The following is a 26,141-nucleotide window of genomic DNA, read 5'->3' as shown; positions in this document are numbered from 1 at the left end:
GAACCCACTCAGGCAAGATCGACCCGCACCAGCGACAACGGATAGCCCAGACGGGCAGCAAACTCGTCGAGAAAGCTTTGCTTGAAGCCAGCATCTGCCCAGTTATTGAAGATAAAGCCCAGATTGGAAAAGCCGCAGGGCTGCAGAAACAGAAAGCCGTTGATATCGTCTTCATGGCCGCACAGCGGACAGCGGAAGTTATCGGTATGCCCCGGCATCCAGTCTTCCAAGCTATCGAACAGCCTTTCGCCGACCTCGCGCCTGCACTCAGGGCAGCCGGCCTCCTCCAGAAAGCCAGCGGTCGGCGTATAGATGCAGCGCTTGTAGATAATTTCCAAGCCATGCACCGCTTGGCCGAACGGCAGCAGTTCCGGACGCTCGACTACGCGCCGCGCACCCTCGGCAATGCCGTAGCCCATATGCTTGTAAGTACGCCCACAGGTGGTTAGCTGCTCTTCGATGATGTTCTGCTTGACCAGCCAGCGCACGATCAACCGCGCCCGCGCCTCGTGGCCGGGAAAGCTGGAAATCTGCGGCACGATGATCGCCTGCTGCTCACTCATAACGGGACTCGGTTTGCGCTAAAGGCGCGCAGCTTAATGGGCTCATGGTGGCGGTCAAGACCAATCCGCTATGGCCGACAGAGCAAAGCCTTTATTATGCAGGCCATGATCAAAGCCCCCTTCCAACGCCTGAACCTCGACCGCGAGGTGCTCAGCGTCAGTCAACTGAACAACCGCGCACGCCTGCTGCTGGAAGATGTATTCGGCGGCATCTGGGTCGAGGGGGAAATCTCCAACCTAGCCAAGCCGGCGTCCGGGCATATCTACTTCACCCTTAAAGATAGTCAGGCCCAGGTGCGCTGCGCGCTGTTCCGGCAGAACGCCGCCAAGGTGCGCCAGGCGCTGCGTGATGGTCTGGCGGTCAAGGTACGTGGCAAGGTCTCGCTGTTCGAAGGGCGCGGCGACTACCAGCTGATTCTCGATGCAGTGGAACCCGCCGGCGATGGCGCGCTGCGCCTGGCCTTCGAAGCGCTAAAAGAAAAGCTCAGCGCCGAAGGGCTGTTCGCAGCCGAAGCGAAAGTTGCCCTCCCGGCTCATCCGAAACGCATCGGTATTATCAGCTCGCCGACCGGCGCGGTGATCCGCGACATTATCAGCGTATTCCGCCGCCGCGCACCGCAGGTCGAGCTGACCCTGATCCCCACCGCCGTACAGGGCCGCGAGGCCACCGCACAGATTGTCCGCGCCCTCGGTGTGGCCGACGCTAGGGGCTTTGATGCGCTGATCCTCGCCCGTGGCGGCGGTTCACTGGAAGATCTCTGGTGCTTTAACGAAGAACCGGTGGCCCGCGCCATTGCTGCCTGCATCACGCCCATCGTCAGCGCCGTAGGCCATGAAACCGATGTGTCCATCGCCGACTTTGTTGCCGACGTGCGCGCGCCAACGCCCTCGGCCGCCGCCGAACTGCTGGCCCCCGACAGCAGCGAGCTGGTGCAACGCCTGCATAACCTCAAGCGCCGCTTGAACCTGCGCATGCAGCACCGGCTGGAGCGCGAGCGCATGCGCCTGGACGGTTTGCAGCGGCGCTTGCGCCACCCCGGCGAACGCCTGCGCCAGCATGCGCAGCGTATTGATGACCTGGAGATGCGCCTGACCCGCGCCTTCGCACGCCAGCTGAACAATCGCCGCGAACGCCTGAATCATCTGCAAACCCGCCTGCTCAGCCTGCACCCTGAACGCAACCTCAAGCTGCTCGATCAACGCCTGCAAGCCCTGGCCGAACGCCTGCAACGCAGCATGCGCGAAGGCCTCAAGGCGCGCCGCCTGCAGCTGCATAGCCAGGTGCAGACGCTGCACGCGGTCAGCCCGCTGGCGACCCTCGGCCGTGGCTACAGCATCCTGCTGGATGAGCGCGGCCGCGCTATCCGCAACGCCGCCGACACCCGCCCCGGCCAACGCCTGAAGGCGCGCCTAAGCAACGGTGAGCTGGATGTGCGAGTCGAAGACAACCATGTGCAACCGGTCACCCTCTCGCTGCTCGATTGACCTTTTCGATTTACCTTTTAAAGCGGTGGATAAGCTTCACGCTATCCACCCTACGGATACTCAATGCGCCTGTTCACTCTGCTCGCCCTGCTCTGCCTCGCCCTGCCCGTCCACGCCGAAGGCTTTATCAGCCGACTGCTGAATAAACCCGTGCCCGGCGGCGTGGCCGTGGTGGACCTGGGGCCAGCGAGCAGCGCGCCCAGCGTGCGCTATCAGAACAAACCGGTGCTGGTGATTCACGAGGATCAGCAACGCTGGATCGCCATCGTTGGCATCCCGCTGAGCATCAAACCGGGCAGCCAGCAGATCAGCGTCAACGGCAGCCAGACCCTGAGCTTTCAGGTGGGCAGCAAGCATTACGTCGAACAGCGCATCACCATCAAGAACCAGCAGCAGGTCAACCCGAACGCGGCCAACCTCAAACGCATCGAGCGCGAACTGGCCGAACAGACCCGCGCCTATCAGCAGTTCAGTGCGCGACAACCTAGCAACCTGCTGTTCGATAGGCCGGTCAACGGCCCGCTGTCCAGCCCGTTCGGCCTGCGCCGTTTCTTCAATGGCGAGGAGCGCAACCCACACTCGGGGCTGGACTTCGCGGCCAATAGCGGCACGCCGATCAAGGCCCCGGCCGCTGGCAAGGTGATCCTGATTGGCGACTACTTCTTCAACGGCAAAACCGTGTTTGTCGACCACGGCCAGGGCCTGATCAGCATGTTCTGCCACCTCTCGGCCATCGGCGTAAAAGTCGGCGATGAGCTGCCACGCGGCGGCGTACTAGGCAAAGTCGGCGCCACCGGCCGCGCCACCGGGCCGCACCTGCACTGGAACGTCAGCCTGAATGACGCACGCGTCGATCCAGCGATTTTTATTGGCGCGTTCACGCCCTGACCGTTCGTCGACCTGGCTCCGCGAACATCTCAAGCCTTCTCAGCACATGCCGATTACGTCTGTGACACCGGGTTTTCCGCCCGGTCGAGCGGGTACACACGTAGATGCTGACGGTTAACACCAACATCTCGTCGTCGTTCACGCGCCGCCAATTGGAGAGCAACAGCACGGCCCTCGGTACTTCGCTGCAGCGCCTGTCCACCGGTCAGCGCATCAACAGCGCCAAGGACGATGCCGCCGGGCTGCAAATCTCCAACCGTCTGACCTCGCAAGTGCGGGGGCTGAACGTGGCCACGCGCAACGCCAACGACGGCATATCGCTGCTGCAGGTAGCGGAAGGCGCTTTGCAAAGCGTCACCGACGCCCTGCAGCGCATTCGCTCGCTCGGCTTGCAGGCCATGAACGGTTCCAACGGTGCCAGTGAACGTGCCGCGCTTGATCAGGAAGCACAACAGCTGCTGCAGGAGATCAACCGGGTCAACGAAACCACGACCTTTGCCGGCCGCAAAGTATTTGATCAAGGCACCTTTTCGGTTCTGGGGGATCTCGACCAGCGGGCCGTACTCAATGCCTTAAAGGGCTTCTGGATCAGCGAAGGCGAGCAACGGGTATTCGATGCCTTCGGCCTGACTGCCGATGGCGCTGAGCTGGAAATAACCTTTACCAATGACTCATCCAGCCAAACCCTGGCCTCGGTTTCTGGCACCTCCGGTGCTGGCGGGAAAATCTTTGATCAGGTGCTCAATGTCAACCTGGCCTATTTCGATGCCTCCAGCCTGCCCAACGGCGGCAGCACACCGCAGTACACCGACAGGGTGATTGCCCACGAAATGGCCCACGCGGTCATGGGCCGCACCATGAACTTTGCCGGGCTACCCAGCTGGTTTATCGAAGGCAGCGCAGAAGCCTTGCAGGGTGCCGACGAGCGCCTGGCTGGAGACACCGCAGGCGGCACCAATACAGCCGCCATCCTGGCTGCATTTAACGCCGACGATGTCAGCGCCTCAGCCGGCTATTCAGGCGGCTACGCTGCCGTGCGCTATATGCATGAGGAAATCAAAGCGGCGGGCGGCAAAGGTATAAAAGACATCATGGGCTACCTGCAACAGAACAGCGGCTCGACCCTGGACCAAGCTTTGACCAACGCCAGCAAAGGAGCCTTTAGCAGCCTGGCCGACTTCAATACCCAGTTCAATGCCGATGCGGCAACCTACGTTGCAGGACTAGACCTGAGCAACGCTGATACCGGTGCAATTGGCGGCTTCGATGCTGACGGTGGCAATGTGCTCACCGCCGAGAATGTGCTGCCCAATCAGGGGACTGGGCTCCCAGGCTCCAAAGGCTTCAAGCTGGTTGAGCCGGAACTGTTCAATGCCAACGGTGTAGGCGGCAACACCATCACCCAGTTCCAAGTCGGAGCCCAGGCCTATGAAACGATCCAAATCGGCTTCAGTGCATTCAGCGTCGATGCGATGGCCCTAAGTCGCCTAGACCTCAGTCAGACACCTGGCCTGGCCGTCATGGACATTGATGATGCCCTGGCCTATATCGACCGCCAGCGCGGCTATATGGGTGCCCTGCAGAATCGCCTGGAAAGCACCATCAACAATCTGCAAAGCATTGCCGAGAACGCCGCTGCCAGCCGCTCACGCATCCTCGACACCGATTTCGCGGCAGAAACCTCCAACCTGGTTTCTCGGCAGATCATTCAGCAGGCCGCGCAAAGCGTACTTGCCCAGGCCAATCAACGGCCGCAAACCGTGCTAAGCCTGCTCGGCTAAGCGCTCGCAATCGCCGCTACATATTCGCCACATCGCCGCAAAAAAAACCCAAAAAAACCTTAAACAAGCAATCATAAAGCGTTTTCTTATCAATGCTTGCACGCTTTAGCCTCGCTGGTTAGGGTTGACGCCATGCACACTAATCACACCCTTATTCTGCTGCGCCAACACGCCAACCTCTGCTTGGTCAGCCAGCGACTGCGTGGCTAATTCTTACGCCCACGCCCTGCCTTATTTTTTCAAATTTCGCCCGGCTCGCCGATTGCCGCCGCGCTAAAAGGATTGCCCCATGAGCATGCTTAAAGACCCGTCCAGCAAATACCGCCCGTTCACCCAGATCCAGATTCCAGACCGCACCTGGCCGGACAAGATCATCGACAAGGCGCCAATCTGGCTGTCCACCGACCTGCGCGATGGCAACCAGTCGTTGATCGAGCCGATGGATGCCGAGAAGAAGATGCGCTTCTTCAAGTGCCTGCTGGCCGTGGGCTTGAAGGAAATCGAAGTGGGCTTCCCGTCCGCCTCGCAAACCGATTTCGACTTCGTTCGCGAGCTGATCGAAGGCGGCCATATCCCGGATGACGTGACCATTCAGGTGCTGACCCAGGCCCGTGACGACCTTATCGAGCGCACCTTCGAGTCGCTCAAGGGGGCCAAGCGCGCCATCGTCCACTACTACAACGCCTGCGCGCCGAGCTTTCGCAAGATCGTCTTCAACCAAGACAAAGCCGGCGTCAAGGCCATCGCCGTGGCTGCGGGCAAGACCATCAAGCGCCTGGCCGACGCCGCGCCGGAAACCCAGTGGGGCTTCGAGTATTCGCCGGAGGTGTTCAGCTCCACCGAAATCGATTTCGCCGTCGAGGTGTGCAACGCGGTAATCGAGGTGTTCCAGCCGACCCAGGCGAACAAGCTGATCCTCAACCTGCCAGCCACCATCGAATGCGCCACGCCGAACAACTACGCCGACCAGATTGAGTGGTTCGGCCGCCATATCGACAAGCGCAACAGCGTGCTGCTCAGCGTGCACACCCACAACGACCGTGGCACCGGCGTGGCAGCCTCCGAGTTGGCGGTGATGGCTGGCGCGGATCGCGTCGAAGGCTGCCTGTTCGGCAATGGCGAGCGCACCGGCAACGTCTGCCTGGTGACCCTGGCGCTGAACCTCTACACCCAAGGCGTTGACCCGGAGCTGGATTTCTCCGATATCGACACCGTGCGCAAGGTGGTCGAGGACTGCAACCAGATCCCGGTGCACCCGCGCCATCCCTATGTCGGCGACCTGGTGCATACCGCTTTCTCCGGCTCGCACCAGGATGCGATCCGTAAGGGCTTCGCCCAGCAGAAAAGCGACGCCGTGTGGGAAGTGCCCTACCTGCCGATCGACCCAGCCGATATCGGCCGCGATTACGAGGCGGTAATTCGCGTCAACAGCCAGTCCGGCAAGGGTGGCATCACCTTCCTGCTCGAACAGGAATACGGCATCAACCTGCCGCGGCGCATGCAGATCGAGTTCAGCCAGGTGGTACAGAAGGAAACCGACCGCCTCGGCCTGGAGATGAGCGCCGCGCAGATCTATCAGCTGCTGGAGCGCGAATACCTGCAAGCCACTGCGCCCTATGCGCTGAAAGGCCATCGCCTGCAGGAAGAAAACGGTACCAGCGCGGTTGATGTGGAGATCATCACCGACGGCGACAGCCAGCACTGGCGCGGTATCGGCAAAGGCCCACTGGAAGCCCTGGTCGCCGGCCTGCCGGTGGCCGTGGAGATCATGGACTACAGCGAACACGCCATCGGCGCCGGCACCAACGCCAAGGCGGCGGCCTATATCGAACTGCGGGTTAACGGCGGCCGGGCGCTGCATGGCGTCGGCATTGACGAAAACCTGACTACTGCGAGCTTCCGTGCGCTGTTTAGCGCGCTGAATAGGGCCATTGGCCAGGCAGCCGAACAAGCTGCCTAGCAGTGCGTTGAAAACTACCTGCGTTGGCAATACTGCGTTGAAAACGGCCTCAGAATGCTCATTTACAACACGTAAACTGCGCTTCTTCGGCCGTTTTCGCCTTGTCTTGCCTGCCTCGCCTACGCTTTCAACGCACTGCAGATCGCGGCAGCCGCCGTCAGCGCTCTATGGCTGACGGCTCGTTCGCCAGGTAACGCGCTGTAGCCTGCAACGCCTGGCCGATATCCGGCCAGTGCAGTTGATGGCGCTGCGCCAAAGCCTGGGTCGCGCCGGTATCGAAACGAGTGGTCTGGATAAAGTCCAGCGACTCGGCATCGGTGCGCAGCAAACGCGGCACACCCGGAATCTTCAGCAACGCCCGCAACAAAGGAATCGGCATATGCCGATTCGGCGCTCGCACATTAAGCGTGTTGGCCAATTGCTGCAGCATGCCCTGCAGGTTGGGCGTCGCGGCATCCAACGCGAGAATCTCCTGCCCGGCCTGCTGCTCATCAAAGGCTGCGGCCACGATCAGCTCGGCGAGAAAATCCACACTGACCAGCGGCAGCCAATGCGCTGTCGAGCCCGGAATCGCCCCGAGCAAACCGCCCGCCAGATTGCCGATCAGCCCAGCCAACGGCTGCGCCGGCAGAATATGCCCGCTGCGGCTATGACCGCACACGGTAGCCGGGTGCACCACCGTCAGTGCTGCCTGCAACTCAGCCATACGCGCGCGTACGCGAAAATGCGCCTCCAGCTTGCTGCCCTCATAGGCCCCGGTGCGCTTATAGACCTTGTCCCAATCGGTGCGCTCGGACTGCTGCAAACCAATGCCGATACGCTGTAGATGCCCATGATTAGCCAGCATAAAACCGCCCACCATCAGCAGCCGACTGCCTTGCTGCGCCGCCAATTCAGCCACCGCCAACGCCCCCTCAACATTGACCTGCCGCGCCTGCTCGGCAGCCAGCCCCCAGGCAAACTGCGCGCCCAGGTGAAACACCACGGCAGCCTGACGCACCTGCTCGCGCGCGGCAGCATCCAGGCCCAGGTCAGCGCGTCCCAGGTCACCGGCTACTGCCGTCAGCAACTCACCGCGGCCGCCCAATTGCTCAATCTGAGTACGCAAGGCCGGCAAGGCTTGCGGCTGACGCATCAGCAGCGACGCCGAGTGGCCCTGACGAGTCAGTAGCGCCAGAAGATGCTGACCGATAAAGCCGCTGCCGCCGGTTACCAAACAGTGTTTGTTCATGATCAATCCACCCGAGCCGTTAGTGACCCGAGCAGGCTAAACTGTTGAGCACACTCTACAGTCAAGCGAGATTTTCATGCGCATAGGCGAACTGGAAAAACGCAGCGGCTCTAGCCGCCACACCCTGCGTTATTACGAAAGCCTGGGGCTGATCAGCGCCCTGCGGCGCGACAACAATTACCGCGAATACAGCCAGCAAACGCTCAATGACCTGGGGTTTATCCAACAAGCGCAGGGCATGGGCTTTTCCCTCGGCGAGATTGGCGAAATCCTCAAAGCCCGGCGCGAGCAACAGCTCGACTGCGCCCAGGGCGCCGCGCTGGTCAGTCGCAAGCTGGTTGAGGTGGAGCAGAAGATTGCCGACCTGCAGCAACTGCGCGACTTTCTATGTAGCGAGAAGCTGCGCCTGGAAGCCAGTGCTGCCGAACAGGCGGCTATACGGACGACTCTGGCGGCTCGCTAAATCAACCCGGCTATCAGACCAAGCGCACGGCGAGCGCACGAGCGACATCTACACTAAAAGCGATGGATTGCAGGAGTACCTGACCATGCGTTCACTGACACACTGGATGTGCACCCTCACCCTGCCACTGCTGCTCGCTTGCAGCGTAAATAGTCTGGCGGCCACCGTGGTCATGGCCTTCGGAGAAAAGATCCCGCCCTTCTGTTTCCCGGAAAGCGACAGCGGTATCGAGCTGGAAGTAATTGGCGAAGCCCTGGCATTTCGCGGCCACACACTCGAACCCCGCTACTTTCCTCTGGCCCGCGTGCCACTGGCGTTTCGCAAAGGTGAAGTGAATGCGGCCATGACCGACCTGGGTCAGGACCTTGCCGCAGTCGGTGGTCACTACGGCAACCCGGCGGTGATCTACTCCAACGTGTTTGTCAGCCTGCAAGGCCGGCGCTTTGACATCCAGAAGCCTGAAGACCTCAAGGGCCTTAGCGTGGTGGCCTTCCAAGGCGCGGCCCAGCGCTATCCCGAATGGCTGGCCGCCAGCCAGAAAGATGGTTTGTACTTCGAGCAAAACAATCAGGAACTACAGGTACTTGGCCTGAACAAGGGCCGTTACGATCTGGTACTCAGTGATCGCAGCATCTATCGCTATTTCGAACTGCTGCTCGAACGTACCACTCTGTTCAAAGCTAAGAGCATTGCCATGCACCAGTTTGTCGAGGAAGACCCGCAGAACTACCGGCCGGTATTTCGCGACCCGCAGATCCGCGACGACTTCAATGCCGGCCTCGCCCAACTCAAGGCCAGCGGGCGCTACCAGGCGATCTACGATCACTACTTAAAGCAGTAACGGTCGTCCATCAGTCGGTCAGATCAAAAGCATCCGCATCGCGATAAGCCGGGAAACGCTGACGGTAGGCTGCCAACTCCGAGGCTTTGAGGGTTACCCGAAACACTCCATCCGCCGCCCCAGGCTCCAGCAGCGCCTCGCCCTGAAAATCCAGCACCTGACTGTCGCCGCTGTAGGCGTGGCCTTTGCCGTCCTCGCCAATGCGGTTTACCGCCGCCACGTAACACAGGTTTTCGATAGCCCGCGCTGGCAACAGGCGATTCCAGTGATTGCGCCGCGCCGCTGGCCAATTGGCGGTATAGAGCAGCAGGTCGGTGGTCAGCGGGTCTCGGCTCCAGACAGGGAAACGCAGGTCGTAGCAGATCAGCGGACGCACCTGCCAACCCTTCACCTCCAGCAGCACCTGCTGTTCACCCGCGCTGTAGTGCTTGTGTTCGCCAGCCATGCGGAACAGATGGCGCTTGTCGTAATGAGCCACCGTTCCATCCGGGCGTGCCCAGAGCAGACGATTACGGTAGGAGCCATCGGCAGCCTGGATAATCAGGCTGCCGGTGACCACCGCCTGCAGCTTCTGGGCTTGCTCGCGCAGCCACTGACTGGTCAGGCCGTCCTCGGGTTCGGCCAGAGCAGCAGAGTCCATGGAAAAGCCGGTACTGAACATCTCCGGCAGCACGATCAGATCGGCACCGCGCGCCTGTTCCAGCAGAGACCCGAAGTGCGCGCGATTGGCTGCTGGGTCCTGCCAGGCCAGGGTGGTCTGGATCAGCGCCAGTTCGAGGTCGGGCAATAGACTTAGATCGCGCATAGTTTGTCAGCCGCCTGGCGCAGGGTTTCTTCACGCTTGGCAAAGCAGAAGCGTACCAAACGCAAGTCCTTGGGTGGTGTCTGGTAGAACACCGATACCGGAATCGCCGCCACGCCATGCTCGCGGGTCAGCCACTCGGCCATGGCGACATCATCCAGATCGTTGCGAATGGCCGTGTAATCGACCAGCTGGAAATAAGTGCCCGCAGCGCGGGTAAAGCTAAAGCGCGAGCCGGCCAGCAGATCGCAAAACAGATCGCGCTTGGCCTGGTAGAACGCCGGCAACTCCTCGACGTGCTCGGGATGCTCGGCCATATAGTCGGCCAAGGCCCATTGCAGCGGCGTCACGCCGCAGAAGCTGACGTACTGATGGACCTTGCGCAGTTCGGCGCTCAAAGCCGGCGGCGCCACCACATAGCCGGTCTTCCAGCCGGTGACGTGATAGGTCTTGCCGAACGAGCTGACCACGAAGGCGCGCTGATACAACTCGTCATGGGCGAGGATGCTGGCGTGCTGGACGCCATCGAATACCAGATGCTCATAAACCTCATCGCTGATCAGGTAGATATCACGCTCGCGGATCAACGCAGCCAATTGATCCAGCTCGGCGCGGGAGATCAAGGTACCACTGGGGTTATGCGGGCTGTTAAGGATAATCAGACGAGTCTTGTCGCTTAGCGCATCCTGCAGACGCTGCCAGTCGATGGCGAAACCCGGCAAGGCCAGCGGCACATGCACGCAGCGCCCGCCGGCCAGCTGCACCGAGGGCTCGTAGCTGTCGTAGCTGGGGTCGAAGACGATGACTTCATCGCCCGGCTGAATCAGCGCCTGGATAGCGCAGAAGATGCCTTGGGTAGCGCCGGGAACTATGGTGACTTCAGTATCGGCGCTGACCATACGGCCATAACTGCGGGCGATCTTCGCCGCAACCTGCTCGCGCAGCGTTGGCAAGCCGGTCATCGGCGCGTACTGGTTATGTCCGGCGGCAATATGCCGGCCGACCGCATCACGCAAGGCCTGCGGGCCATCGAAATCCGGGAAGCCCTGGGACAGATTTAAAGCACCTGCTTCCATAGCCAGCTGCGACATGCGGGTAAAGATGGTGGTGCCTACATTAGGCAACTTGCTGATAAGCATCGCTATATTCCGTAGGGCGGGTGCAACCCGCCAAAAATCACAAGCTGGCGGGTTGCACCCGCCCTACGCCACTGTTAATGCCGCAGGATAGCCCAACGCTCAGAAAGGCAAAAGGCACCCGCAGGTGCCTTTATAGAGCGTTGAAGCTGGAAATAACTCCAGGGCTTAGCGCTTGTCTTTGCGCTTCTTCTCGGCCTTTTTGTGGTGGCTCATCAGACGACGCTTCTTGTTTACCTGACGATCTGTGAGGGTGTTCTTGTTGCCCTCATAGGGGTTATCGCCGCCCTTGAACTCGATACGGATCGGCGTACCGACCAGCTTAAGCACGCGGCGGTAGGTGTTTTCCAGGTAGCGGATATAGGACTTGGGTACCGCCTCGACCTGGTTGCCGTGAATCACGATCAGCGGCGGGTTGGCACCACCCAGGTGGGCATAGCGCAACTTGATGCGGCGATTGTTGACCATGGGCGGCGCGTGATCGCTGACGGCGTCTTCAAGAATCGTGGTCAGACGGTTAGTCGGCCAGCGGGTGATCGCCGACTTGAACGAGGCCTGCACAGACTTGTACAGATTGCCCACGCCGGTGCCGTGCAGCGCCGAGATAAAGTGGATATCGGCGAAATCGACAAAGAACAGCCGGCGTTGCAGCTCGACCTTCACATAGTCGCGCTCGCTCGGCTCCATGCCATCCCACTTGTTCAGGGCGATTACCAGGGCGCGGCCGCTTTCCAGGACAAAGCCGAGCAGGTTGAGGTCGTGATCGACCACACCTTCGCGGGCATCCATAACGAATACCACGACGTTGGAATCCTGGATCGCCTGCAGGGTTTTCACCACCGAGAACTTTTCCACCGCCTCGAAGATCTTGCCGCGGCGACGTACGCCGGCGGTGTCGATCAGGGTGTACTTCTCATCATCGCGTTCGAACGGGATGTAGATGCTGTCGCGGGTGGTGCCGGCCTGGTCATAAACGATGACCCGCTCTTCACCAAGCATGCGGTTGACCAGGGTCGACTTGCCGACGTTAGGGCGGCCGATGATCGCCAGCTTGATGCCGTCCTTTTCGCTCGGGCCGGGAATGCGCTTGGCTTCCTGACCTTCGAGAACGACTTCTTCTTCCTCGCCCTCTTCCGGCTCGGTGGCATCCTTGGGGAAGGAGCCGAGCACGGCTTCAAGCATCTGGGTGATGCCGCGACCGTGAGCACCGGCAATCGCCAGGGATTCGCCCATGCCCATGCTGGAAAACTCGGCGCGGGCCAGGTCGGCGTCGATGTTGTCGACCTTGTTGATGACCAAGAAGCTGCGCTTGTTACGCCGACGCAGGTGCTCGCCGATCATCTGATCGGAGGCGGACAGCCCGGCGCGGGCATCCACCAGAAACAGTACGGCATCGGCCTCTTCGATAGCCTGCAGCGACTGCTCGGCCATCTTCGCGTCAATGCCTTCCTCGTCACCGGAAATACCACCGGTGTCGATGACGATATAGGTTCGCCCCTGCCACTTGGCCTCACCGTACTGGCGATCACGGGTCAGACCAGACAGGTCGCCGACAATCGCGTCACGGGACTTGGTCAAGCGGTTAAACAGGGTGGACTTGCCGACGTTCGGGCGGCCCACCAGGGCAATTACGGGAACCATTAGGCTCTCCACTTCGTTATTTCAGAAAATACAAAAGCCGCTGCAGAGGCAGCGGCCGGAATTCATTGCACTGGCCAGTGCTGCGCAGCCCTAAGTGCTGTGCAGCATAGCCAAAGCGTCAGCGAGCGATCACTTGATGGTTAGCGCCACCAGATTGCCGCCGTTACCGTAGGCATACAGCCAATCACCTACAACCAGCGGACGGGCACGCAGGCCGTCGCTGTCGATACGCGTACGGCCGACAAAACGACCGTCCACCTGGCTAACCAGGTGCAGGTAGCCTTCCAGGTCACCGAACGCGATATAGCTGGAGAACACTTCCGGCGCCGACAACTGGCGGCGAGCCAGGGCGTCATTGCTCCACAGTGCCGAAGCCGAACGCTCGTCGATACCTTCAACGGTACCGCTGGCCAGGCTTACGTAAACACTGCCGTAACCCTGAGCCACACCGACCGAGCTGGACGCTTCACGCTGCCAGAGGATACGACCGCTTTCCAGCTCCAGCGCAGCAACGCGACCCTGGTAGCTGACAGCGTAAAGAGTGCCCGCCGAAAGCAGCAGACCGCCGTCGATGTCGACCACACGATCCAGCTCGGAACGGCCCTGTGGAATAGCCACACGCTGCTCCCACACCGGAATACCACGCTGTGCATCCAGCGCAATCACTTTGCCGGTGGACAGGCCGGCAATCGCCAGACGGTTGGTCAGGACTGGGCTGCCAGTGCCGCGCAGGGTCAGTACCGCCGGGGTGTTTTCAAAGATCCAGCGCTGCTCGCCGGTGTTCATGTCCAGAGCGATCAGGCGGTCATCCTGAGTCTGTACCAGCACCACGTCGCCATTCAGCGCAGGCGGGGCCAGCACTTCACTGGTCACGCGAGCGCGCCACTTCTCTTCGCCGCTAGCGGTGTCGAGGGCGACGATCTCACCTTTCAGCGTGCCGACTACCACCAGGCCATAGCCTGCACCGACTGCGCCGGAAACCGGCAGCTCCAGGTCGGCCTTCCAGATGACCTTGCCGGTCATGCGGTCCATGGCCACAACCAAGCCTTCGACATCGGCGGCATAGATCTGCTCACCATCAATCGCCGGGACCAGCATGTTGAAGGACTCGCCCTGGCCGTCGCCAATCGAACGACTCCACTGTTTCTGCAGGCGGACTTCTTCCTCGAACTTAGGCAGATCGGCCGGTGGCAGTTCCTTCTTGCTATTGCTGCTGCAACCTACGGCCAGAACGGCCAGGGCCAGCAGTGCGGCATTCTTCCAGCGCATCACGTCACGCATCCCCTTTTGCCAGATCATCCAGCTTCATTTGCAGACCACCGACAGCGGCATCTTCAGCGAGCGCAGCTTTGGCTTTTTCGTAGGCGGCATGCGCATCATCGGCACGGCCGAGTTGCACCAGCAGGTCACCTTTGAGCTCTTCACGGCTGGCGGCAAAGGCCGGCGCAACCTTGGCATCCAGCAGTTTCAGGGCATCGTCTGCCTTATCCTGCGCAGCCAGCACGCGCGCCAGGCGCTGACGGGCCAGCTCAGCCAGGCTGTCATCAGCCGGCTTGTCGACAATTGCCTGCAGCTCACTGGCAGCGTCATCCAGCTTGCCTGCTTCAACCGCGACCTTGGCGACAAACAGACTGCCGTACTGGGCGTAATGAGTGCCGGAAAAATCTTTTTTCAGCGTGTTGGCCAGCTCGGCGACCTTGCCGGCGTCAGGCTTGCCGCTCGGGTCCAGCGCAGCTTCGAGCAATTGCTGATACACCAGCGAAGCACCCTGGGACTGATTAGCCTGGTACTTCTGCCAGCCCTGCCAGCCAAACACCACCACCAACGCCAGCACAACACCGGTCAGTAATGGCATGCCATTGCGCTGCCACCAGTCCTTGATTACCGCCAGTTCTTCATCATCAGTACGCGAAACCACCCCAACACTCCTATTCGCTAAATCACTTAACAGACGCTCAGGCCTGATCGGCGCAGGTCGCCAGATGATCGGCCAATGCCGACCACGCAATACTTTGTTGTTCGCCCTGACCGCGCAGCGGCTTGCAACCTACCACTTGCTGGGCCAATTCGTCTTCACCCAAGATCAAGGCGTACAGCGCGCCACTCTTGTCGGCCTTCTTGAACTGACTCTTGAAGCTACCCGCCCCGGCATTTACCTGCAGACGCAGGTTGGGCAGCTGATCACGCAGACGCTCACTTAAGGCCAGCGCCGCCAGTTCGGCCGGCTCGCCGAAGGCGCACAGGTAAACGTCGACCGTACGGGCGATTTCAGCCGGTACTTTACCTAGAGTTTCGAGCAACAGCACCAAACGTTCGATGCCCATGGCAAAACCCACGCCTGGCGTCGGTTTGCCGCCCATCTGCTCGACCAGTCCATCGTAACGGCCGCCGGCGCAGACAGTGCCTTGGGAGCCGAGCTGGTCGGTTACCCACTCGAACACCGTCTTGCTGTAGTAATCCAGGCCACGCACCAGCTTGGGGTTGATCACGTACGGCACACCGGCCGCATCCAGACGGGCCTTGAGCCCCTCGAAATGCACGCGCGATTCTTCATCCAGGTAATCCGCCAGCTTTGGTGCATTGACCAGCAGGGCTTGGATTTCCGGTACCTTGCTGTCGAGCACGCGCAGCGGATTGGTGTTCATACGGCGACGGCTGTCTTCATCCAGCTGATCGGCGTGCGCAGTCAGAAACTCAACCAGCGCATCGCGATACACCGCGCGCGCAGCGCTGGTGCCCAGGCTGTTGAGCTCAAGCTTCACTGCATCACGGATACCCAGCAGGCCCCACAGGCGCCAGGTCAGCACGATCAGCTCGGCGTCGATATCCGGGCCGTCGATATTGAAGACTTCCACACCGATCTGGTGGAACTGGCGATAACGACCTTTCTGTGGACGCTCGTGACGAAACATCGGACCGATATACCAGAGCTTCTGGGTCTGCCCACCACCCGCCAGACCATGCTCAAGCACAGCACGCACGCAGGCAGCAGTGCCTTCCGGACGCAAAGTCAGGGAGTCGCCGTTGCGGTCGTCGAAGGTGTACATCTCTTTTTCAACGATATCGGTGACTTCACCAATCGAGCGCTTGAACAGCTCGGTGAACTCAACAATCGGCATGCGGATCTGCCGATAGCCGTAACCGTCCAGCAGACCAGCGACGGCACCTTCAAAATAACGCCAAAGCGGAGTCTGCTCGGGCAGGATATCGTTCATGCCACGGATGGCTTGTAGGGACTTGCTCAATTCAATTCCTTAACGGTGTTAGCTGCGCAGAATCAGAGCGGCGTCAGCTGCGACCTTGTCGGCCGCTTTCTGGCGGATCAGCTTTTCCAGCTCATCAACCAGGTTGTCATTGCCCAGCTTGAGCGCTGGTTTGCCATCGATATAAATCAGATTGGGCGAACCACCAGTCAGGCCGATATGGGCTTCCTTGGCTTCGCCAGGGCCGTTGACCACACAGCCGATCACCGCCACATCCAGCGGCACCAGCAGGTCTTCGACACGCTGCTCCAGCTCGTTCATGGTTTTCACCACATCGAAATTCTGCCGCGAGCAGCTCGGGCAGGCGATAAAGTTGATACCGCGGGAACGCAGGCGCAACGATTTGAGGATGTCGTAGCCAACCTTGATCTCTTCAACCGGATCAGCGGCCAGGGAAATGCGGATGGTGTCGCCGATGCCTTCAGCCAGCAACATGCCCAGGCCCACCGCCGACTTGACCGTACCGGAGCGCAAACCACCGGCTTCAGTGATCCCCAGGTGCAGCGGTTGCTCGATCTGTTTGGCCAGCAGACGATAGGCCTCGACGGCCATAAACACGTCAGAGGCTTTTACGCTGACCTTGAAGTCGGGGAAATTCAGGCGATCCAGGTGCTCGACATGACGCAGCGCGGACTCTACCAGTGCGGCAGGAGTCGGCTCGCCGTATTTCTTCTGCAGATCTTTTTCCAGCGAACCGGCGTTTACCCCGATACGAATCGGAATGCCTTTGTCGCGCGCCGCCTCGACCACCGCACGCACGCGGTCTTCACGGCCGATATTGCCCGGGTTGATACGCAGGCAGTCGACGCCCAGCTCAGCCACGCGCAGGGCGATCTGGTAGTCGAAGTGGATATCGGCCACCAGCGGCACCTTGACCTGCTGCTTGATCTTGCCGAAGGCCTCGGCTGCATCCATATCCGGCACCGAGACGCGCACGATATCGGCGCCGGCATCTTCCAGGCGACGAATCTGCGCCACGGTGGCGGCCACATCATTGGTGTCGCTGTTGGTCATGCTCTGCACAGCGATAGGCGCATCGCCACCTACCGGCACGGAACCCACCCAGATTTTGCGTGAAATACGGCGTTTGATCGGTGACTCGCAATGCATGTTACTGCCCACCCAACTTCAGACGCGCGGTCTCACCGGAGATAAACGGTGCCACATCGACCGGATTGCCATTCAGGCTGACCTGCACACCGCGGGCATAACCCAGACGCAGCTCCAGCGGAGCCTTACCGGCCAACTGCAGGCTATCGCCTTTGCGCTTGAGGGCGCTGAACAACACCTTGCCATTGGCATCGGTGAGTTGCGTCCAGCAATCGGCAATAAAGGTCAGGCTGACCACTGCCTCGCCTGCGCCAGCTTGCACTGGAGCGGTGGCAACTGGCGCTGTGGGCGCAGCCTCGGCAACAGCAGGCGCGGCATTGGCCGGCGTAGCAACTGCGGCCGGAACACTTGGCGTTTCACTGAGGACTTGCGGCTGTTCAGTTTGCGGGGCCACCTCGGCAGCCTCGGACAACAGCGGCAACGCGGCTTCTGTTTCCAGCTGGGCAGCTTCCACCGCCTGGTCTTCCGGCTCATCAAGCGGATGAATCTGCGTGGTGCCGTCAGCGCCGTCTACTTCAACATGTTCAAGGCTGGTTGACGCCAGGTCTTCGGCGCGGCGCTCGGCCTGCTCCTGCCACCAGAAGAAGCTCAAGCCAGCCAGCGCCAGCAACAACACAAAACTGACCATGCGCAAGATGCGCTGCGAGTAGCTAACTGGCTCCTCGATGCGCCCCAGGCTGTGCACGCTGCTACCGGCGGCGTCGCTGCCGGTGAACTGATCAAACTCCAGCACCAGGCGGTTCTGGTCGACTTCCAGCAGCTTGGCGTAAGCCCGCACATAACCGCGAGCAAACGTATGCCCAGGCAGTTTGTCGAAGGCACCTTGCTCGACCTGACTCAAGCGCTGCGGAGTCAAATTCAACTGCGCAGCAACCTCGGCAATGGTCCAACCGCGGCTCTCACGAGCCTTGCGCAAAGTCTCACCCGGATTGATGCGGGGAACTGCTAGCACTTCTGGATGCGCCGCTTTCATCATTGCTCCGACAGGTATTGCTGATATTCCGGCGTGCCCGGATAAAGTCGCTTCAACTGCAAACCGAGGCTCGCGGCATTGTCGCGCTCCTCGAAAATCTTCGCCAAGCGCACGCCTAGCAGCAGGCTGCGGGCATCCGGCTGGGCAAGCGCCATATAACTATCGTAATAACCACGCGCGGGGACGTACTGCTTGTCCTCATAGGACAGCTGCGCCATTTCCATCAAGGCGCGAGGTCGGCGGCTATTCAAACGCAGCGAACGCTCAAAATAGGCCTTGGCCTGCTCACGCTGTTTGAGCTGTAGCGAGGTCAGCCCGAGGTTTTCAAATACCCGCGAACGCTCAGGGTAAAGCGTGTCTTGTGCCGCCTGGGTGTAGCGCTCCAACGCGTCCTGATAACGCTGCTGCTCGAATAGAAAGCTGCCGTAATTATTCAACAAGCGGGCATCGCCACTGCGCTGTGAAATAGCTTTGCGGTAGTGATCGTCAGCCAGCTTGGGTTCCATTTCAATCTGGAACACTAACGCCAAAGCGGCATGCGCATCAGCATTCGAAGAGTCGAGTTCCAGAGCCTTTTTCAAGGGGATCTTCGCGCGCTCAGTCTCGCCCTGCTGCAAATAACCAATACCCAGCTGGACGTATGCGTCGCGCGCTTCGCCGCGCCCCTTCCCGGTTTTCATCGGATCAACATTACCGGTGGTAACGCAACCGGCTAACAGACTGGCGGCCAACAGCAATAACGCGGGACGCAAGGTCATGGGTATCCTCCCCTCAGGTTCGATTGGCGGCGGAACTTGGCGTTTCGGCCTCGCTACTCAATTCACGCACAGCAATATAGCGTTCACTACGGCGGGTACGGTCCATGACCTGGCCGACCAACTGGCCACAAGCAGCGTCAATGTCCTCACCCCGCGTGGTGCGTACGGTGACATTGTGCCCGGCTTTGTGTAGCAGGTCCTGAAAACGGCGAATAGCATTGTTGCTCGGTCGCTCGTACCCGGAGTGGGGGAAGGGATTAAACGGAATCAGATTGATCTTGCAAGGCACATCTTTGAGAAGTGCGATCATTTCCTCAGCGTGCTCGGTCTTATCGTTTACATCCTTGAGCAGGGTGTATTCGATTGTAAGCACGCGTTTCTCGCCCAGGCGCGAGACATAACGCTTACAAGCCGCCAGCAGCATTTCCAGCGGGTACTTCTTGTTGATCGGCACCAGCTGATTACGCAGTGCATCGTTCGGCGCATGCAGCGACAACGCCAGGGACACATCAATCACTTCGCCGAGTTTGTCGATCATCGGCACCACGCCGGAGGTCGACAGCGTCACCTTACGTTTGGAGATACCGTAGCCGAGGTCGTCCATCATGATCTTCATGGCGGCGACGACGTTGTCGAAGTTCAGCAACGGCTCGCCCATACCCATCATCACCACGTTGGTGATGGCGCGGTCGACCTTCGCCGGTACGCTACCGAACGACTTGTTGGCGATCCACACCTGGCCGATCACTTCGGCGGCGCTTAGATCGCTGTTGAAACCTTGTTTACCAGTCGAGCAGAAACTGCAATCCAGCGCACAGCCGGCCTGCGACGACACACACAAGGTGCCACGCGTACCCTGTGGGATATACACGGTTTCTACGCAACTGCCTGACGCCACCCGCACTACCCACTTGCGCGTGCCATCAGTAGAAATATCTTCGCTGACCACTTCCGGGCCGCGGATTTCAGCACAGGCCTTGAGCTTTTCGCGCAAGGCCTTGCTGACGTTACTCATGGCATCAAAATCATCGACGCCAAAGTGGTGAATCCATTTCATCATCTGACCGGCACGGAAACGCTTTTCCCCGATGCTTTCGAAGAATTGCTCCATCTCTGCCTGGGTCAGACCCAACAGATTGGTTTTACCGGTCGATGCAATCATGGCTTCACCCTCACTCAAATTCGCTTAGCGAATGCGAGCGCAAACTTCGGTGGAAGCGAAGAAGTAAGCGATTTCGCGAGCAGCAGAAGCTTCGGAGTCGGAACCGTGTACCGCGTTCTCGTCGATGGAAACAGCGAAATCAGCACGAATGGTGCCGGCAGCAGCTTCTTTAGGGTTGGTAGCGCCCATCAGGTCACGGTTAGCCAGAACAGCGTTTTCGCCTTCCAGAACCTGAACGATAACTGGACCGGAGGTCATGAAAGCAACCAGGTCCTTGAAGAAGCCGCGCTCGCTGTGCTCAGCGTAGAAGCCAGCAGCTTCACGCTCGGACAGTTGAACCATTTTCGAAGCAACGACGCGCAGGCCGGCTTTTTCGAAGCGGCTGGTGATCTCGCCAATAACATTCTTGGCAACGGCATCAGGCTTGATGATGGAGAAAGTGCGTTGAACAGCCATGTGAAACTCCAGAAACAGTGATTAAAGCGAAAAATTAAACCCGCGAATTATACGCGGGTTCCGGTTAAATGCGTAGGCCAGGCCAAAAGGCCGATTAATCCGCCTCTTCGATCCAGGCCGCTTGAATGGCTTCAAGCACCTTCTCGCCGCCGCGCTGTGGATCGTCACTGAACTCCGGCAACGCCAGAATCCACTTATGCAGATCAACAAAATTCACGTAGCGAGGGTCCACCTCAGGCTTGGACTCCGCCAGCTGAATGGCGATCTCCAGAACATCAACCCACTTCAGACTCATAACAGCTCCTTGAATCAGTGCGGCGCTTCGGCGGCGTGGTTGAGTGAGTACTTGGGAATTTCCACGGTGAGGTCTTCATCACCCACAATAGCCTGGCAGGACAAACGCGATTGCGCTTCCAGCCCCCAAGCCTTGTCGAGCATGTCTTCTTCCAGCTCGTCAGCCTCAGCCAACGAGTCGAAGCCCTCACGAATAATGCAGTGACAGGTGGTGCAGGCGCAGACACCGCCACAGGCACTTTCGATCTCGATATGGTGCTCGTGCGCCACTTCAAGCACCGAGGTACCCGGCGCGACCTCGACCACCAGACCTTCCGGACACAGCACCGCGTGAGGCAGAAAAATGATCTGCGGCATGCTTATTCCTCAATCTCATCAAGACTACGGCCGGCCAGTGCGGCCTTGACCGTGGCATCCAGGCGACGCGCAGCAAAAGCGTCAGTCACCTGGGTCAAACGTTTGGTTTGCTGCTCAATCGCCAGACCATCATTGCCAGCCATCAAGTCACGCAACTGTTCTATCTGCGCATCGATTGCCAGGCGCTCATCGGCATCCAGCAAGCGTTCGCCATCGGCCAGCAATGCGGCTTCGACGGCTTCCAGCAGACGCTGGGCATCGACCTGTTGCTCGCGCAACACACGGGCAACCTTGTCATCGCCGGCATTCTTGAAGGAGTCCTGCAACATGCGGGCGATTTCACCATCGGTCAGCCCATAGGACGGCTTGACCTGAATACTCGCCTCGACACCCGAAGCCAGCTCACGTGCAGCGACACTAAGCAGACCGTCGGCATCGACCTGGAAGGTCACGCGAATCTTCGCCGCACCGGCGACCATCGGCGGGATACCGCGCAATTCAAAGCGCGCCAGCGAGCGGCAATCACTGATCAGCTCGCGCTCACCCTGCAGCACATGCACCATCATGGCCGTCTGGCCAACTTTATAGGTGGTGAAGTCCTGGGCGCGGGCCACGGGGATAGTGGTATTGCGCGGAATCACCTTCTCCATCAGCCCGCCCATGGTTTCCAGGCCGAGCGACAGGGGAATCACATCCAGCAGCAGCAATTCTTCACCATCGCCGCGCTTGTTGCCCGCCAGGGCATCGGCCTGAATCGCCGCACCGATGGCGACCACCTGATCGGGGTCGATATCGGTCAACGGCTCACGGGCGAACAACTCGGCGACCGCCTGACGCACGCGCGGTACACGGGTGGAGCCGCCAACCATAACCACGGCTTCAACCTCATCCAACTCAATGCCGGCATCACGCACCGCACGACGACAGGCCTTGAGGCTACGCGCCAGCATGGGTTCGATCAGCACATCGAATTGCTCACGACTCAACTGCCCCTGCCAGCCGGCGTAGCTGAGTGGTGCACTGGCGCTATCGGTCAGCGCCTCTTTAGCGGCGCAGGCGGCTTCAAGCAACAGACGCTGTTGTGTTGGATCGAGATCAGAGGAAATCCCGGCTTGCTGCACAATCCAGCCAGCAATCGCGTGGTCGAAGTCATCACCGCCCAGCGCACTGTCGCCGCCCGTAGCCAGCACTTCAAACACGCCGCCGGTCAGGCGCAGCACGGAAATATCAAAGGTGCCGCCACCCAGGTCATAAATGGCGACCACACCCTCGGCGTGCTGATCCAGGCCATAGGCCACAGCAGCGGCAGTCGGCTCGTTGAGCAGGCGCAACACATTCAAGCCGGCCAGGCGCGCAGCGTCCTTGGTGGCCTGACGCTGGGAGTCATCGAAATAGGCTGGCACGGTGATCACCGCACCCACCAGCTCACCACCGAGGGTCGCTTCAGCGCGCTGACGCAATACTTTGAGAATGTCGGCGGAAACTTCAACCGGGCTTTTCGGCCCCTGCACCGTTTCGATAAACGGCATATGCGATTCGCCGCCAACAAAACGGTACGGCAGCTGCTCGCCGAGCTGTTTGACGTCGGCCAAACCGCGCCCCATCAGGCGCTTGACCGACAGCACGGTATTTAGCGGATCGGCTGATGCGGCCGCCTTGGCGACCTCACCCACCTCGACCCGATCCGTGTGATAGCGCACCGCGGACGGCAGAATAACCTGCCCTGCTGCATCGGCCAGCGGCGCGGAAAGGCCGCTACGCACGGCGGCGACCAGCGAATTGGTGGTACCCAGATCAATCCCCACCGCCAGGCGACGCTGGTGTGGCTGGGGGCTTTGTCCGGGCTCAGCGATCTGCAGTAAGGCCATGATTAATCAGTGCTTAAGCTATCAGGCGCGCCCACAGGCGCACCGGCGTTAATCGTCGAGGCGCTCTTCCAGCTGGCGAACCTCGTGAGAGAGCTTGTCGAGAAACTGCATGCGACGCATCAGGCGCTCGGCCTCTTCGCGTCGCGAGGCATCATCCCAACAAACGGCAAAACTTTCGTTGAGCTCATCCTGAGCCACTTTCAAACGCCGCTTGAATTGCGCCACACCGGCCAGGTCTGCACTGTCATGCAGTTCTTCCAGCTCTTCGCGCAGCTGCATCTGCTGCAGCAAAAAATCCGGGTCCTGCACCGTCACTTCCAACGGCAGCTCAGGGCCGCGCAGCGCCAGCAAATAGCGGGCGCGCTGCGGCGCACTCTTGAGCGTGCTGTAAGCCTCGTTGAGACTGGCGGACTGCTCGAGAGCCAAACGCTGATCACGCTCGGAAGCATCGGCAAAGCGATCCGGGTGAACATTGCGCGCCAACTCGCGATAACGCACGGCTAGCTGGTCAAGATCCAGACGGAAACCCGGCTGCAGGTCAAATAAAGCAAAGTGACAAGGACTGCCCACACGCGCCTCAGATGTTGAAGCTTTCGCCGCAGCCACATTCGCCGCGCACGTTCGGGTTGTTGAACTTAAAGCCTTCGTTCAACCCCTCTTTGACGAAGTCGAGTTCGGTGCCATCGAGGTAGACCAGGCTCTTGGGATCAATGATCACCTTGACGCCATGGTTCTCGAACACCTGATCTTCGCTGGCGGTCTCATCGACAAACTCCAGCACATAGGCCAAACCGGAACAGCCCGTGGTGCGCACACCCAGGCGAATACCCTCGCCCTTGCCGCGCCCCTCAAGAGAGCGACGCACGTGCTGAGCGGCAGCTTCGGTCATGCTGATAGCCATCGACAAACCTCCTTAGAGCAAGCCTTTCTTCTGCTTGTAATCGCGCACAGCAGCCTTGATGGCGTCTTCGGCGAGTACCGAGCAGTGAATTTTCACCGGCGGCAGAGCCAATTCCTCGGCCAGCTGGGTGTTCTTGATGGTTTCTGCTTCGTCCAGGGTCTTGCCCTTCATCCACTCGGTAGCGAGGGAGCTGGAGGCAATTGCCGAACCGCAACCGTAGGTCTTGAACTTGGCGTCTTCAATCACGCCCTGCTCGTTGACCTTGATCTGCAAACGCATCACGTCACCGCAGGCCGGCGCGCCGACCATGCCAGTGCCGACATCCGGGTCTTCCGCATCCATCTTGCCGACGTTGCGCGGGTTTTCGTAATGGTCAATGACCTTTTCACTGTAAGCCATGTTGGTATTCCTTCCTCATCAGAGAGCCGCTCTTGCTTGGCGACTACTTAGTGCGCCGCCCACTCGATCTTGGAGATGTCGACACCGTCTTTGTACATATCCCACAGCGGCGACAATTCGCGCAGCTTGGTGACCGCCTCGCAAACCTTCTGCGCGGCGTAATCGACTTCTTCATCAGTGGTGAAGCGGCCGAAGGTAAAGCGAATGGAGCTGTGCGCCAGTTCGTCATTGCGGCCCAGGGCGCGCAATACGTAGGACGGCTCCAGGGAAGCCGAGGTACAGGCCGAACCGGACGAAACCGCCAGATCCTTGAGCGCCATGATCAGCGATTCACCTTCAACGTAGTTGAAGCTGAGGTTGAGGTTATGCGGTACACGGGCGCTCATGCTGCCGTTGATGTACAGCTCTTCCAGACCGTCGACCTGTTTGAAGAAGCGCTCGCGCAGGGCCAGGATGCGCTGGTTTTCCTGGGTCATTTCTTCCTTGGCAATACGGAAGGCCTCACCCATGCCAACGCACTGGTGGGTCGCCAGGGTGCCGGAACGCATGCCGCGCTCATGGCCACCGCCATGGGTCTGGGCTTCCAGACGCACACGCGGCTTACGGCGTACGAACAACGCACCAACGCCTTTCGGGCCATAGGTCTTGTGCGCAGAGAAGGACATAAGGTCGACCTTGAGCGTTTCAAGATCGATCGCCACCTTGCCGGTGGACTGCGCCGCATCAACATGCAAGAACACGCCGCGCGAGCGGGTCAGCTCGCCGATAGCTGCGATGTCGTTAATGGTGCCGATTTCGTTATTCACGTGCATGACCGACACCAGAATGGTGTCCTCACGCAGCGCCGCCTCGATCATGGCCGGGGTAATCAGGCCATCTTCACCAGGCTCGATGTAGGTCACTTCGAAGCCTTCGCGCTCAAGCTGGCGCATGGTATCCAGCACCGCTTTGTGCTCGATCTTCGAGGTGATCAGGTGCTTGCCTTTGCTCTTGTAGAAATCGGCGATGCCTTTGATCGCCAGGTTGTTGGATTCGGTAGCACCGGAGGTCCAGACAATCTCACGCGGGTCGGCATTGACCAACTCGGCCACCTGGCGGCGAGCGTTTTCTACGGCTTCTTCAGCCTTCCAGCCGAACACATGGGAGCGCGACGCCGGGTTGCCGAAGTTGCCGTCGACCAGCAGGCATTCGCTCATTTTTTGCGCAACACGCGGATCAACCGGCGTGGTGGCGGAATAATCGAGGTAAATCGGCAACTTCATCAATTTTCTCCTAATCAGGTATCAGGCCAGCTAGCCAGCGCTTTGCGCTCAATCGACGGCGGACGTTTCGATCTTATCCAGGTACGGCGTCCTGCCATTGCAGCGGCGCTGATCCTGGCGCTGGGCAACTTCCTGCACTTCACGACGGGTCACCAAGTCAGCGAGACTGATGCCACTTAGAAATTCGTGTATCTGCTGGCTGAGGTCACACCACAAATGGTGGGTCAGACAGGTATCACCCGCATGGCAATCGCCCTGCCCCTGACAGCGCGTGGCATCGACCGACTCATTGACGGCGTCGATCACCTCAGCCACCTGAATGCCCTGCATGTCGCGCGACAGCTGATAACCACCACCCGGCCCACGCACACTGGAAACCAGATTACCGCGACGCAACTTGGCAAACAGCTGCTCCAGATAGGAAAGGGAAATACCCTGCCGCTCGGAGATATCAGCCAAAGACACCGGCCCACGTTGAGCGTGCAGCGCCAGATCAAGCATGGCGGTGACGGCGTAACGGCCTTTGGTGGTTAGTCGCATAAGGGAT

General features: G+C 59.9%; 27 protein-coding genes. 6 read left to right on the top strand and 21 right to left on the bottom strand.

Annotation, left to right across the window (positions count from 1 at the left end; all coding sequences use genetic code 11):
- Positions 1-8 precede the first annotated feature (8 nt).
- On the bottom strand, positions 9-563 hold the full coding sequence (locus tag Q8O69_RS06910) for a sugar ABC transporter ATPase (protein WP_305590708.1): 555 nt from the start codon (positions 561-563) through the stop codon (positions 9-11).
- Positions 564-668: 105 nt separating this feature from the next.
- Between Q8O69_RS06910 and xseA the strand changes: the two genes are divergently transcribed.
- From xseA to leuA, 4 genes are all read left to right on the top strand, one after another.
- Positions 669-2,048: an exodeoxyribonuclease VII large subunit gene (gene xseA / locus Q8O69_RS06905; RefSeq protein ID WP_305590706.1), complete on the top strand. Its 1,380-nt coding sequence runs from the start codon at positions 669-671 to the stop codon at positions 2,046-2,048.
- 63 nt (positions 2,049-2,111) lie between these two features.
- Positions 2,112-2,936: a peptidoglycan DD-metalloendopeptidase family protein gene (locus tag Q8O69_RS06900; RefSeq protein WP_305590704.1), complete on the top strand. Its 825-nt coding sequence runs from the start codon at positions 2,112-2,114 to the stop codon at positions 2,934-2,936.
- Positions 2,937-3,040: 104 nt separating this feature from the next.
- Complete coding sequence (locus Q8O69_RS06895; protein ID WP_305590703.1) at positions 3,041-4,717, top strand: flagellinolysin; 1,677 nt, start codon at positions 3,041-3,043, stop codon at positions 4,715-4,717.
- A gap of 289 nt (positions 4,718-5,006) precedes the next feature.
- Positions 5,007-6,677, top strand: coding sequence for a 2-isopropylmalate synthase (gene leuA / locus Q8O69_RS06890; RefSeq protein WP_305590702.1), 1,671 nt, complete (start codon positions 5,007-5,009; stop codon positions 6,675-6,677).
- 157 nt (positions 6,678-6,834) lie between these two features.
- Here leuA and Q8O69_RS06885 read toward each other — a convergent pair whose 3' ends face one another.
- Positions 6,835-7,908, bottom strand: a complete 1,074-nt coding sequence (locus Q8O69_RS06885) for an SDR family oxidoreductase (protein ID WP_305590700.1) — start codon at positions 7,906-7,908, stop codon at positions 6,835-6,837.
- Between the two features lie 76 nt (positions 7,909-7,984).
- Here Q8O69_RS06885 and Q8O69_RS06880 point away from each other — a divergent pair, with 76 nt between their 5' ends.
- Together Q8O69_RS06880 and Q8O69_RS06875 are read left to right on the top strand one after the other, a co-directional pair.
- Positions 7,985-8,371 (top strand): MerR family transcriptional regulator, encoded by a 387-nt coding sequence (locus Q8O69_RS06880; protein ID WP_305590698.1) that lies wholly within the window; start codon positions 7,985-7,987, stop codon positions 8,369-8,371.
- A gap of 85 nt (positions 8,372-8,456) precedes the next feature.
- Entirely contained in the window at positions 8,457-9,212 is a 756-nt protein-coding gene (locus Q8O69_RS06875) for an ABC transporter substrate-binding protein (protein WP_305590696.1), read from the top strand.
- A 10-nt stretch (positions 9,213-9,222) separates the two neighbouring features.
- On the opposite strand, the gene Q8O69_RS06870 is transcribed toward Q8O69_RS06875, so the two are convergent.
- From Q8O69_RS06870 to iscR, 19 genes are all read right to left on the bottom strand, one after another.
- Positions 9,223-10,017 carry an amidohydrolase gene (locus Q8O69_RS06870; protein ID WP_305590694.1) on the bottom strand — a complete coding sequence of 265 codons (795 nt, stop codon included), beginning with the start codon at positions 10,015-10,017 and terminating at the stop codon, positions 9,223-9,225.
- Positions 10,005-11,153 carry a pyridoxal phosphate-dependent aminotransferase gene (locus Q8O69_RS06865; protein WP_305590692.1) on the bottom strand — a complete coding sequence of 383 codons (1,149 nt, stop codon included), beginning with the start codon at positions 11,151-11,153 and terminating at the stop codon, positions 10,005-10,007. The genes Q8O69_RS06870 and Q8O69_RS06865 overlap by 13 nt, the downstream gene beginning before the upstream one ends.
- 165 nt (positions 11,154-11,318) lie before the next feature.
- Positions 11,319-12,791: a ribosome biogenesis GTPase Der gene (gene der, locus Q8O69_RS06860; RefSeq protein WP_305590690.1), complete on the bottom strand. Its 1,473-nt coding sequence runs from the start codon at positions 12,789-12,791 to the stop codon at positions 11,319-11,321.
- Between the two features lie 129 nt (positions 12,792-12,920).
- Positions 12,921-14,072 (bottom strand): outer membrane protein assembly factor BamB, encoded by a 1,152-nt coding sequence (gene bamB / locus Q8O69_RS06855; protein ID WP_305590943.1) that lies wholly within the window; start codon positions 14,070-14,072, stop codon positions 12,921-12,923.
- On the bottom strand, positions 14,065-14,646 hold the full coding sequence (locus Q8O69_RS06850) for a tetratricopeptide repeat protein (protein ID WP_305590941.1): 582 nt from the start codon (positions 14,644-14,646) through the stop codon (positions 14,065-14,067). Before Q8O69_RS06850 ends, bamB begins: the two co-directional genes overlap by 8 nt.
- Positions 14,647-14,746: 100 nt before the next feature.
- Positions 14,747-16,036 (bottom strand): histidine--tRNA ligase, encoded by a 1,290-nt coding sequence (gene hisS, locus Q8O69_RS06845; RefSeq protein ID WP_305590688.1) that lies wholly within the window; start codon positions 16,034-16,036, stop codon positions 14,747-14,749.
- An 18-nt stretch (positions 16,037-16,054) separates the two neighbouring features.
- On the bottom strand, positions 16,055-17,164 hold the full coding sequence (ispG, locus tag Q8O69_RS06840; RefSeq protein WP_275961027.1) for a flavodoxin-dependent (E)-4-hydroxy-3-methylbut-2-enyl-diphosphate synthase: 1,110 nt from the start codon (positions 17,162-17,164) through the stop codon (positions 16,055-16,057).
- 1 nt (position 17,165) lies between these two features.
- Positions 17,166-18,137 carry a RodZ family helix-turn-helix domain-containing protein gene (locus Q8O69_RS06835; RefSeq protein ID WP_305590686.1) on the bottom strand — a complete coding sequence of 324 codons (972 nt, stop codon included), beginning with the start codon at positions 18,135-18,137 and terminating at the stop codon, positions 17,166-17,168.
- Positions 18,137-18,895, bottom strand: coding sequence for a type IV pilus biogenesis/stability protein PilW (pilW, locus tag Q8O69_RS06830; protein ID WP_305590684.1), 759 nt, complete (start codon positions 18,893-18,895; stop codon positions 18,137-18,139). Before pilW ends, Q8O69_RS06835 begins: the two co-directional genes overlap by 1 nt.
- A gap of 13 nt (positions 18,896-18,908) precedes the next feature.
- Positions 18,909-20,057 (bottom strand): 23S rRNA (adenine(2503)-C(2))-methyltransferase RlmN, encoded by a 1,149-nt coding sequence (gene rlmN / locus Q8O69_RS06825; RefSeq protein ID WP_305590682.1) that lies wholly within the window; start codon positions 20,055-20,057, stop codon positions 18,909-18,911.
- A 24-nt stretch (positions 20,058-20,081) separates the two neighbouring features.
- Positions 20,082-20,513 (bottom strand): nucleoside-diphosphate kinase, encoded by a 432-nt coding sequence (ndk, locus tag Q8O69_RS06820; RefSeq protein WP_275961023.1) that lies wholly within the window; start codon positions 20,511-20,513, stop codon positions 20,082-20,084.
- A gap of 94 nt (positions 20,514-20,607) precedes the next feature.
- A complete protein-coding gene (iscX, locus tag Q8O69_RS06815; RefSeq protein WP_275961022.1) occupies positions 20,608-20,808 on the bottom strand; it encodes a Fe-S cluster assembly protein IscX in 201 nt (66 codons plus the stop codon).
- 14 nt (positions 20,809-20,822) lie between these two features.
- Complete coding sequence (gene fdx, locus Q8O69_RS06810) at positions 20,823-21,164, bottom strand: ISC system 2Fe-2S type ferredoxin (protein ID WP_160085290.1); 342 nt, start codon at positions 21,162-21,164, stop codon at positions 20,823-20,825.
- Between the two features lie 2 nt (positions 21,165-21,166).
- A complete protein-coding gene (gene hscA, locus Q8O69_RS06805) occupies positions 21,167-23,032 on the bottom strand; it encodes a Fe-S protein assembly chaperone HscA (RefSeq protein ID WP_305590679.1) in 1,866 nt (621 codons plus the stop codon).
- 48 nt (positions 23,033-23,080) lie between these two features.
- Entirely contained in the window at positions 23,081-23,602 is a 522-nt protein-coding gene (gene hscB / locus Q8O69_RS06800; protein ID WP_305590677.1) for a co-chaperone HscB, read from the bottom strand.
- 7 nt (positions 23,603-23,609) lie between these two features.
- Complete coding sequence (gene iscA, locus Q8O69_RS06795; RefSeq protein WP_305590675.1) at positions 23,610-23,933, bottom strand: iron-sulfur cluster assembly protein IscA; 324 nt, start codon at positions 23,931-23,933, stop codon at positions 23,610-23,612.
- 12 nt (positions 23,934-23,945) lie between these two features.
- On the bottom strand, positions 23,946-24,332 hold the full coding sequence (gene iscU / locus Q8O69_RS06790) for a Fe-S cluster assembly scaffold IscU (RefSeq protein WP_040261926.1): 387 nt from the start codon (positions 24,330-24,332) through the stop codon (positions 23,946-23,948).
- A 47-nt stretch (positions 24,333-24,379) separates the two neighbouring features.
- A complete protein-coding gene (locus Q8O69_RS06785) occupies positions 24,380-25,594 on the bottom strand; it encodes an IscS subfamily cysteine desulfurase (protein WP_305590672.1) in 1,215 nt (404 codons plus the stop codon).
- A 48-nt stretch (positions 25,595-25,642) separates the two neighbouring features.
- The gene (iscR, locus tag Q8O69_RS06780) at positions 25,643-26,134 is read right to left on the bottom strand and encodes a Fe-S cluster assembly transcriptional regulator IscR (RefSeq protein WP_090248642.1); all 492 of its coding nucleotides are present in this window, start codon (positions 26,132-26,134) and stop codon (positions 25,643-25,645) included.
- Positions 26,135-26,141: the final 7 nt, after the last annotated feature.

This window comes from Pseudomonas sp. (assembly GCF_030690725.1).
GTDB lineage: Bacteria > Pseudomonadota > Gammaproteobacteria > Pseudomonadales > Pseudomonadaceae > Aquipseudomonas.
Note: the sequence above shows the minus strand (reverse complement) of the source record. Positions and strands in the feature narration are given on the sequence as shown.